This is a genomic window from Burkholderia sp. MSMB1498 (assembly GCF_001526245.1).
Taxonomy (GTDB): Bacteria; Pseudomonadota; Gammaproteobacteria; order Burkholderiales; family Burkholderiaceae; genus Burkholderia; species Burkholderia savannae.
Map to the genome: position 1 here is coordinate 125,084 of NZ_LOYJ01000059.1, position 9,013 is coordinate 134,096.

Consider the following 9,013-nt stretch of genomic DNA (forward strand, 5'->3'; position numbering starts at 1 on the left):
ATGTCCGCTCCGATCGCATCCGCTTCTGCTTCCGCTTCCGCGGCTTCAGCCGCTTCGTCGACGTCGCCCGAATCCGCGCCGACGGCGGCCGCCGCCGCGCGCAGCCCGCTCGTCAAGCTCGCGGCCGTCACGTTGCTGACGGGCGTCGGAGCGGGCCTCGGCGGGATGCTGCTTGCGTTGCTGCTGCATGCGATCCAGCACGCCGCGTACGGGTACGACGTCGCGCACATGATCGGTGACGAGAGCTTTCTGCAGGGCGTGACGGCCGCGCCGCCGCTGCGTCGGCTTGCCGTGCTGATCGGCTGCGGCGTCGTCGCGGGCGGCGGCTGGTGGGCGCTGTACCGGTTCGGCGCGCCGCTCGTCAGCATTCGCCGCGCGGTGCGCGCCGACGATTCGCGGATGCCGGTGGTCAGCACGACCGTGCATGCGCTGCTGCAGATCGTCACCGTCGCGCTCGGCTCACCGCTCGGCCGCGAGGTCGCGCCGCGCGAGATCGGCGCGATGTGGGCCGGCTGGCTCGCGCATCGCGCCGGGTTGCCCGCCGCCGACGCGCGCGTGATGGTCGCGTGCGGCGCCGGCGCGGGGCTCGCCGCCGTCTACAACGTGCCGCTCGGCGGCGCGCTCTTCGTGCTCGAAGTGCTGCTCGGCACGTTCGCGTGGCGCGCGCTCGTGCCGGCCGTCGCGACGTCCGCGATCGCGGCGTTCGTCGCGTGGATCGGGCTTGGCAACGAGCAGCAGTATCACGTCGCGCCGCTTGCGGCGGATGCGTCGCTGGTCGCGTGGTCGGCCGTCTGCGGGCCGCTGTTCGGCGCCGCCGCATACGGCTTCGCTCGGCTGACCGCGCACGCGCGGGCGCGCGCGCCGAAGGATGGGCGGCTGCCGGTGCTCGCGCTCGTCAATTTCGCGATCGTCGGCGTGCTCGCGATGCACTTTCCTCAACTGCTCGGCAACGGCAAGGGGCCGGCCGCGCTCGGCTTCGACGGACAGCTCGCGATCGCTCTCGCGGCGACGCTGCTCGTGCTGAAGGTGGCGATCACGTGGGGCAGCCTGCGCGCGGGCGCCGAAGGCGGGCTGCTGACGCCGGGGCTCGCGAACGGCGCGCTGCTCGCGATCGTGCTCGGCGGGCTATGGAGCGTCGCCTGGCCAGGCATGCCCGCCGGTGCGTGCGCGATCGTCGGCGCGGCGGCGTTTCTCGCCGCGTCGATGCAGATGCCGCTCACCGCGACCGTGCTGATCGTCGAGTTCACGCGCGTCGGGCATGATTTCCTGATTCCGATGCTGATCGCGGTGGCGGGTTCGGTCGCGGCGTTTCGCTTGATCGCGCGGTATAGAGAGAAGCGGGCGTGACGGGCGGATCGGCGGCCATCGACGATGCCGCGAGACGATATCCCGAAGGGCAAATTCGATTTGCGATGTCGTTTTATTCGAAGCCCTAACGACGACGCGCAGCGTATCGCGTGACGCGCCGCGTGCGGTATGGCGTACCGCGTGCGGATCGCGGATCGCGGACCGCTGATTCTGACTGCGGATTCGGCATGCCGTGCGCGATGCGACATGGCTCGCCGCACGTCGCGTGCGCCGCGGCGAGCGGCTGGGAGGAAGGCGACGTCGCGCGCACCTGCGGCGATGCGCGCCGACGCCCGGCGATGCCTGTCGCATGTTCGCGCCGGCAGGCATCGCGGCCATCTGCGCGAAGATCGCCGACGCATCGCGCGACGCGCATGCCGCGCCCGACGCCGCATCAGGCCGGCGTCTCGGCGATGCACGGCAGATGCGGATTCTGCCCCCGGCCGCTCGTCGTATCATCGGCGCCGGCGTAATCGGTGCGGTAGATGTTGACCGTGAGATCGGTGTTGGCGACGCTGATCACGGCGAGCGCGAGCGTGTCCGGACAAGGGGCCGGGTGTTTCGGGTCCTGCAACGCACACGCGACGACGACGGGACGCGAGGGGAGCGCCGCGGGGAACGGCACCTTGACGGTCAGCGGCGCATTGGTCCATGGCTTGCCGGCCGGAAGTTTCTCGCGCGGGCCGACGACGTGCGTACCGACGAATTTTTCAGCATGTCGGATTCTCCATCGTGTTGTCGATGTGGCGCGAAGCACGAGCTCGTCAATGACGGACGGCCGCACGTGCGTGATGGAAACCGCACGACGCGACGAACAACTCGGAGATTTTTGGGCTTGCGAACGTCGGCGGCCGCCGGTGACGGCGAATGCGTAGCGGGGCGGGCGCGGTCCGGCGCGGCGACGAATCGCGCGCCAAGGCGAATGCGATGCGCCGCGCGCGGGGCCCGGATCGTCGACACGGGCGGGCCTGGAATCCGCGCAAGCAGGCGTGCGCGATTCCGGGCCCGCCGCACATCGGACGAAGCTCAGAGCCCGTTTGAAAATTGATGAATGGCGAATTCCAGCTCATCTGGTCCACGCCTGCATTCCTTGCCCACGGGCTACTTTCAAAGCAGTGCGCTACATCAGCGTCGCTACGAGGGCGGAAATTTGCATTTCCAAAAGGGCTCTCAGCGCTTCTCGTCCGTCAGCGTGTTCAGGAACGCGACGATGTCGCGCATGTCCTGCTCGGTCATCGCGGGCGCGTCGCCGGGCTTGCGATCGAACGGCGCGTCGGCGACGTCGACGTTCGCGCGATACGCGGGCGGAATGTCGTCGTACTGCCGGACCCGGCCGCTCGCGTCGCGCGGATACACCTTGCCCGGATCGACACTGCGCAGGTTGTAGAACGCGAGCACCTGATCGAGCGAGTGATAGACGCCGTTGTGGAAGAACACGCGTCGCGTCGCGACGTTGCGCAGCGACGGCGTCGCGAACATGCCGCAGTATTGCGTCTGCGTCTTCAGGTCTTCGCGGAACGGCCCGCAGATGCCGAGATCGTAGAACGCCGGATCGCGGTTCTGCGCAAGCGCGCGGTTGCGCGGCGCGCCGAGCGCTTCGTACTGGTAATCGGTGAACATCGGCGGCAAGCCGTCCGCGGCCGGCTTCGACAGATGGCAGCCCGCGCAATTCGCCTTCGCCGGATCGTTGAAGAGCCGCATCCCGCGCAGCTCGGCCTGCGTGAGGCGCGCGTCGCCTTCGAGCCAGAGGTCGTACTTGCTCGAATACGGATGGAACGACGGGTCCTCGACCTGGTAGCGCGCGATCGCGAACATTGCTTCGGATACCGTAAGACGCGCGTCGTCGAAGATGCGCGGGCCGAACAGCTGCCGGAACTGCGCCGCATACCGTGCGTCGGCGAGCTTGCGCGCGACGTCGTCGATGCTCGCGTTCGCCATTTCGACGGGATTGAGCAGCGGGCCGAACGCCTGCTGCTGCAGCGTGTCCGCGCGGCCGTCCCAGAACATTCCGCCTTGCGGCACGAGTTGCGGCGCGGCGGCGGCGCCCGCCGTCTTCTGCTCGCGCACGACGCCCGCCGCCGAGGCCGCCTGCTGCGCGACGCTCGCCGCATCGTCGCTCTCGGACGAATCGGGGCCGATGCTGAAGTTCGGCTGACGGTACAGGTACATCAGCGACGGCGGGGGCCGGTAGCCGGGCCGCGTGAGCGCGGCGCCGCCCAACTGCACGTCGAGATCGTTCGGCGGCCCGTATGCGCGGTCGGGGCTGTGACACGACGCGCACGACTGGCGGCCCGACGCGGACAGCGCCGGATCGAAGAACAGCGCCCGGCCGAGTTGCGCGACCGCGCTCAGCGGTTCGGCGCTCGGGCGATGCAGCGTGACCGGATGCGGATTCGCGCCCGTCAGGTTTTCGACGATCGCGCCGACCGCGTCCGGCGCATGCTCCGGAAACGCGAGCGCGAACGCAGCGGAGCCGAGCACGCCGAATGCGGCGAGCGACAGCGCGTGGCGCACGGCGCGCGCATTGCGGCGGCGCACGTGGGGCGAGCCGGCGGGAGGCGCGGCCGCCGCGCGCGCATCGGGCCGGGCGGGGCGGCAAGGTCGCGCGGCAGCGGCGGATCGGGCGGGCGACGCGGATTGCGCGGAAAGCGGTTCGGCCATGCTGGAACGTTCGGTCGTCATCGTGCAAACGAAAAATCCGGCGCGCGGCGCGCCGGAGCGACGGCCGGCCGACGCGCTGCGCGCCGGCCGGCCGCGTGTCGGGCGTCACGCGGCGGCACGCCGCGCGACGCATCCGGACCGGTCACATCGAGGGCGCCGTCGCGACCTTCGTGCCGAGCGTCGGATCGAGGTACAGCGGCGCCGCGTTCACCGTGCCGGTGAAGTTGAACAGATCGCGCATGTCGCCTGCCGTCGCGTCGAACGAGCCGCCGCCGATCCGCTGGCCGCCGAGCCAGTTGTCCTCGATGAAGCGGACCACCGACGCCTGATCGATCAGCGTGTGGCTCACGTAGTTCTGCTTCGCCCACGGCGACACGACCACGAACGGAATCCGCGTGCCCGGGCCGCAGCGGCCGTTGACGGGCGCGCCGTTGATGCCCGTCGTCGCCGTGCCGGAGCCGCACGCGCCGTTGCCGTTCAGTTGATCGACCGCGTCGAACGACGCGTGCGTCGGGCTCGCGTACGCATGGTCGTACCAGCCGTCCGAGTCGTCGTAGGTGACGATCACCGCGGTGTTCTGCCAGTCGGGCTGCTGCTGCAGGAAGTTGATGACCTTCGTCACGAACTGCTGCTCGTCGAGCGGATCGGAGTAGCCGGCGTGCGCATCCTGCGCGGCGGGCGCCTTCAAGAAGCTGACCGACGGGAAGTTGCCCGCCTTCACGGCCGCGAAGAAGTCGTCCGAATCGTACTGATGGTTCGCGGGCTCAGGCGTCTTGCCGTCCGTCTGCAGGCTCGAGCCGATCGCCGCGGTGGAGCTCGGGCGCGTGTGCTGCGGGTTCGCCGTCGACGCGTAATACTGGAACCAGTTGTGGTGCGGGATGTAGTCGGTCGTCGCCGCGTTCACGGCGGTCGCGATCGTGCTGCGCTTGCAGCCTGTCGTGCCGTTCGCGTTCGTCGTCGACAGGTTGAAGCCGCCCATGAAGCCGCCCCACGTGATGTTGCGCGCGTTCAGCAGATCGCCGATGTTCTTGCCGGACATCATCGCCTGATCGGTCTGGCTCGAGCACATGTCGTAGCCGGGGTCGACGTCATTGATCATCGTGAGGCCGCCCTGGCCGTCGTTGATGTAGTACGACGTCTTCGCGAGCGTCGATGCGGCCTTCGACGTCTTCACGATCTGCATCCCGTTGGTCTGGCCGGCGATCACGTTGAGCGCGCCCGGCGTCGACGGGCCGTAGGTCGACGTATACGCGTTGTCGCTCATCGCGAAGCGCTGCGCGTAGTTCCACAGCGCCGTCACCGTGTTGCCGTCGAAGTAGCCCATCACCTGGCCCGTCGTGCCGAACGCGCCCGCGCCGCCGCTCGAGCCGTTGCCCGTGTATTTCGGGAAGAGATCGGCGAGGCCGTTGTCGTATGCCTGCTCTTCGGCCGTGTACGCATGGTTCTGGTCGGCCGTCGCGGCCTGCGTGCGGTCGAGGCGGAACGGATTCGTCGCGCCCGTGCCGTTCGCCGGATTCGTCGCGTTCGGATTCGCGGTGAGCAGCAGGCCCGCCAGGCCGTTGACCGACGGCGTGCCCGACGCCGCGCTGAACGCCGGCTCGCCCGGCGGGTTCGCGGCGCTCGGATAGGTGCCGAAGTAGTGGTCGAACGACACGTTCTCGCCGTAGATCACGACGAGGTGCTTGATCGGCGTCGCGGTTTGCAACGCGTTCTGCGACGTGACGGGCGCGGAGCTGTCGGTGCCGCCGCAGGCATGGAGGGCGATGGCCGATCCGGCGCACGCGGTGGCGATCAAGGCTCGACGAAACATCAGGTGGGACTCCCAGGAAAGGCCGTTCGGATGACGCGAATCTGCGGCGGATCGCGCGGCGGGAACCGGTCGCGCGGGAAGCGCGGGCGTCGGGGACGCGCCGTGCGCTGGAAACGAAACGGCAGCATTGGACCAGTTTGGTATGAAGCTATGGAGGCGATGCGCCTTCGACGCAATTACAGGTTGATGTCGGCGGCGTTACGGATGGAAAGCGGATCGTAGGAGAGCGGGCCGCGTGTTGGATCGATCGAGCGCGCGTGCGGGCGCGCCGCGTGATTTCGCGTTGTGCGGCGTGCGAGTTGCGATGCGTGTCGGGTCGTGTCGTGTCGCGTTGCGTTGCGTTGCGTTGCGTTGCGTTGCGCCGGCGAAAGCGCGGCGCGCATGTCGTGTGGGGCGGCGTGCGCGGCCGCGCGGCTTCGCCTCGCGCGATCGCGTGCGCCGCATCGCGCGCCGCGCGATGTACGCCGCACGCGGTCGCGTCACGGCAGCAACCGGTTCAGCCGCGCCCATTGCTCGAAGAGCGCGGGCCATGCGCGCACGGCGCTGCCGGGCTTGCCCATCCCCCAGCCGTGGCCGCCCGTCTGGAACGCGTGCAGCTCGACGCTCACCTGCGCTGCGCGCAGCGCGCTCGCCATCAGCAGGCTGTTGTCGATCGGCGCGATCGGATCGTCGAATGCGTGCGCGAGAAACGTCGGCGGCGTGCGCGGACTCACGTGCAGGTTCGCCGACAGCGCCTCGCTGTCCGCCTGCGCCGGATGCGCGCCGACGATGTGCAGGCGCGTGCGCGTGCGGTCGAACGGCGGCATCAGCGTCAGCACCGGATAGAGCAGCGCGGCGAGATCGGGGCGCGCGGATTCGCGATCGGCGTCGTCGACGCTCGCGTAGCGTCGTGCGTCGGGCTCGACGGCGGTCATCCCGGCGAGATGCCCGCCCGCGGAAAAGCCGACGATTGCGATCCGCGCGGGGTCGAAGCCGTCGCGCTTCGCGCGCGCGCGGATCACGCGCATCGCGCGCTGGCCGTCCTGCAGCGGCGCGAGCCGGGACCAGCCTTGCTCGGGAAGCCGGTAGACGAGCTCGAATGCGGTGACGCCCAGCGCCTTCAGCCACGTGCACATCGGCGTGCTCTCGTTGCCGAGCTCGACGTGGTCGTAGCCGCCGCCCGCGATCACGAGCGCCGCGCCGCCGGTGCCGCGCGCGGGGCGATAGACGTTGAGCCGCGGCCGCGCGACATGCGACACGCTGCCGTGCTTGCCGCTCCGCTCGCCGTCGCCCGCGCCCGTCGTCGCGATCGGGTCGGGTGCGGGGCCGGGCCACAGCGGAATCGTTTCGTCGGGAGCGGCGCGCGGCGCGTCGTCCGGCTGCGGCGACGGTGATGTCGGCGTTGGCGTCGCGCGCCCGGCGGCCTGCGCGCGCGCGCACGGCACGGCCGCGTCGAGCGCGCCGGCGAGCGCGGCGCCGAGCAGGCTGCGTCGGGTGAAGTCCATGTCGAAGGCTCCGGATCGGAATCAGAGGGCGACGCCGTTCGAGCGGCGTCGGCGTCGGGGGCGAATTGTCCGCGTGCGTCGCTACGCGCTGTCGCGTTCGACGAGCGTGAAGCCGACGTCGACGACGCGCCGCTCGTCGGCATCGCGCTCGATCCGCTCGATCAGGAGCGACGCGGCGAGCTTGCCGATGCCGGTGCCGTCGATGCGGATCGTCGTCAGCGCGGGCGTCGTGTCCTTCGCGAAGGTCTGGTCGCCGTAGCCGAGCACGCGCAGCCGTTGCGGCACCGCGATTCCGCGATGGCTCGCCTCCATCAGCACGCCGAGCGCGAGGACGTCGGCGCCGCAGAAGATCGCGTCGACGTCCGGCATGCGTTCGAGCAGCTCGCCGAGCGCGCGCCGGCCGTCGCCGAGCGACGCGGGCGATTCGGCGGCGATTACCGGGATTGCGGCCGCCGCGCCGAACGCGTCGACGAACGCTTGCGTGCGCACTTGCGCGCGCCGGTCGCTCGGCGTGACGACGGCGGGCCGGCGCGCGCCGCGCCGCTGCAAATAGCGCGCGGCGGCTTCGCCGACCTCGCGGTGCGAGAAGCCGACCAGCATGTCGAGCGGCGAGCGCGTCAGATCCCACGTCTCGACGACCGGAATGCCCGACGCGCGCAGCTTGCCGCGCGCGTGCTCCGAATGCGCGACGCCCGTCAGCACGATGCCGGCCGGGCGCCGGCCGATCACCGCGTCGATGAGCGCGTCCTCGCGCGAATCGTCGTAGCCGCTCTGGCCGATCAGCAACTGGTAGCCGGCCGCCGCGAGCTCGTTCGTCAGCGCGGCGACCGTCTCCTGGAACACGCTGCCCGCGATCGTCGGGATCAGCGCGACGATCAGCCGGCTGCGGTTCGACGCGAGCGAGCCGGCGACGAGATCGGGCGTGTAGCCCGTCTGACGGACCGCGGCGAGCACGCGCTCGCGCGTGTCGGCCGACACGAGCTCGGGCGTGTTCAGCGCGCGCGACACCGTGACTTTCGTGACGCCCACCAGCTTCGCGAGATCGTTCAGCGTCACGCGCCCGGTGTTCTTGCGTGCACGGCGGGCGGGCGGGCTCGGCGCGGCGGCGGGGGCGGGCTGGGGTTTCGTCACGGGCAAGGTGGTTCGATTCGGGTTATGGAGGGTAGCCATTATCGCAAAAGGCGGCTACGATCGCGGCTATGTTACCGGTTACATGAACCGGTAACATAGATCTGGAGAATCGCGGGGCGACGGGCGTTGGAGCGCGGCCGGCGTCGTCGGGGCATCGCGTGCATGTGCTCGCGTCGCTTCGCGGCGGCGGGGAAGGCGGGCAGGCCGAACCGTGCGCGTACCGCGACGTATGGACGAGCCGGTTGGACGGCGTGTGTTTTGCCCGATGCGGGAACGGAGCCGTCGGTCCGGGACGCAGGTTGCAGGCAGCTCGCTTGGAGGCGTGCCTCGAGGCCGCTCGCTTTGGGGCCGCTTTGGGGGCCGCTTCGAGGCGAGGTTGATCTGTCATGCGACGTCGCATCGGGATGCGGTGCGCGAGCGCCCACGGCAATGCCGATGCGCGCCGCCGACGTCGCGACCGGCCTCGACATCGAGGCCGAAATCGACGCCAAGGCCGATGCTGAAAGCCGAAGCCGAAGCCGAAGCCGAAGCCGAAGCCGAAGCCGAAGCCGAAGCCGAAGCCGAAGCCGAAGCCGAAGCC

Annotated in this window: 7 protein-coding genes; 2 read left to right on the forward strand and 5 right to left on the reverse strand. The window is 70.3% G+C overall.

Annotated elements, in window-relative coordinates:
* Positions 1-1,347 carry a chloride channel protein gene (locus WS91_RS11510; RefSeq protein ID WP_059670306.1) on the forward strand — a complete coding sequence of 449 codons (1,347 nt, stop codon included), beginning with the start codon at positions 1-3 and terminating at the stop codon, positions 1,345-1,347.
* A gap of 394 nt (positions 1,348-1,741) precedes the next feature.
* On the opposite strand, the gene WS91_RS11515 is transcribed toward WS91_RS11510, so the two are convergent.
* From WS91_RS11515 to WS91_RS11540, 5 genes are all read right to left on the reverse strand, one after another.
* Positions 1,742-2,104, reverse strand: coding sequence for an H-type lectin domain protein (locus tag WS91_RS11515; protein WP_231752014.1), 363 nt, complete (start codon positions 2,102-2,104; stop codon positions 1,742-1,744).
* Between the two features lie 413 nt (positions 2,105-2,517).
* The gene (locus tag WS91_RS11520) at positions 2,518-3,861 is read right to left on the reverse strand and encodes a cytochrome-c peroxidase (RefSeq protein ID WP_038753854.1); all 1,344 of its coding nucleotides are present in this window, start codon (positions 3,859-3,861) and stop codon (positions 2,518-2,520) included.
* 289 nt (positions 3,862-4,150) lie between these two features.
* Positions 4,151-5,818, reverse strand: a complete 1,668-nt coding sequence (locus tag WS91_RS11525; protein ID WP_059670307.1) for a phospholipase C — start codon at positions 5,816-5,818, stop codon at positions 4,151-4,153.
* A 479-nt stretch (positions 5,819-6,297) separates the two neighbouring features.
* On the reverse strand, positions 6,298-7,302 hold the full coding sequence (locus WS91_RS11535) for an alpha/beta hydrolase (RefSeq protein ID WP_038753815.1): 1,005 nt from the start codon (positions 7,300-7,302) through the stop codon (positions 6,298-6,300).
* 81 nt (positions 7,303-7,383) lie between these two features.
* Positions 7,384-8,352, reverse strand: coding sequence for a LacI family DNA-binding transcriptional regulator (locus tag WS91_RS11540; protein WP_038753852.1), 969 nt, complete (start codon positions 8,350-8,352; stop codon positions 7,384-7,386).
* Between the two features lie 310 nt (positions 8,353-8,662).
* Here WS91_RS11540 and WS91_RS37295 point away from each other — a divergent pair.
* Positions 8,663-9,013: hypothetical protein (locus WS91_RS37295; protein WP_231752015.1), on the forward strand; the 351-nt coding region annotated here is incomplete at its 3' end.

Bases quoted from the DNA above. Each gene is read 5' to 3' on its own strand.
- WS91_RS11510 (WP_059670306.1), top strand. From the start codon at position 1: ATGTCCGCTCCGATCGCATCCGCTTCTGCTTCCGCTTCCGCGGCTTCA.
- WS91_RS11525 (WP_059670307.1), bottom strand. From the start codon at position 5,818: ATGTTTCGTCGAGCCTTGATCGCCACCGCGTGCGCCGGATCGGCCATC.
- WS91_RS11535 (WP_038753815.1), bottom strand. From the start codon at position 7,302: ATGGACTTCACCCGACGCAGCCTGCTCGGCGCCGCGCTCGCCGGCGCG.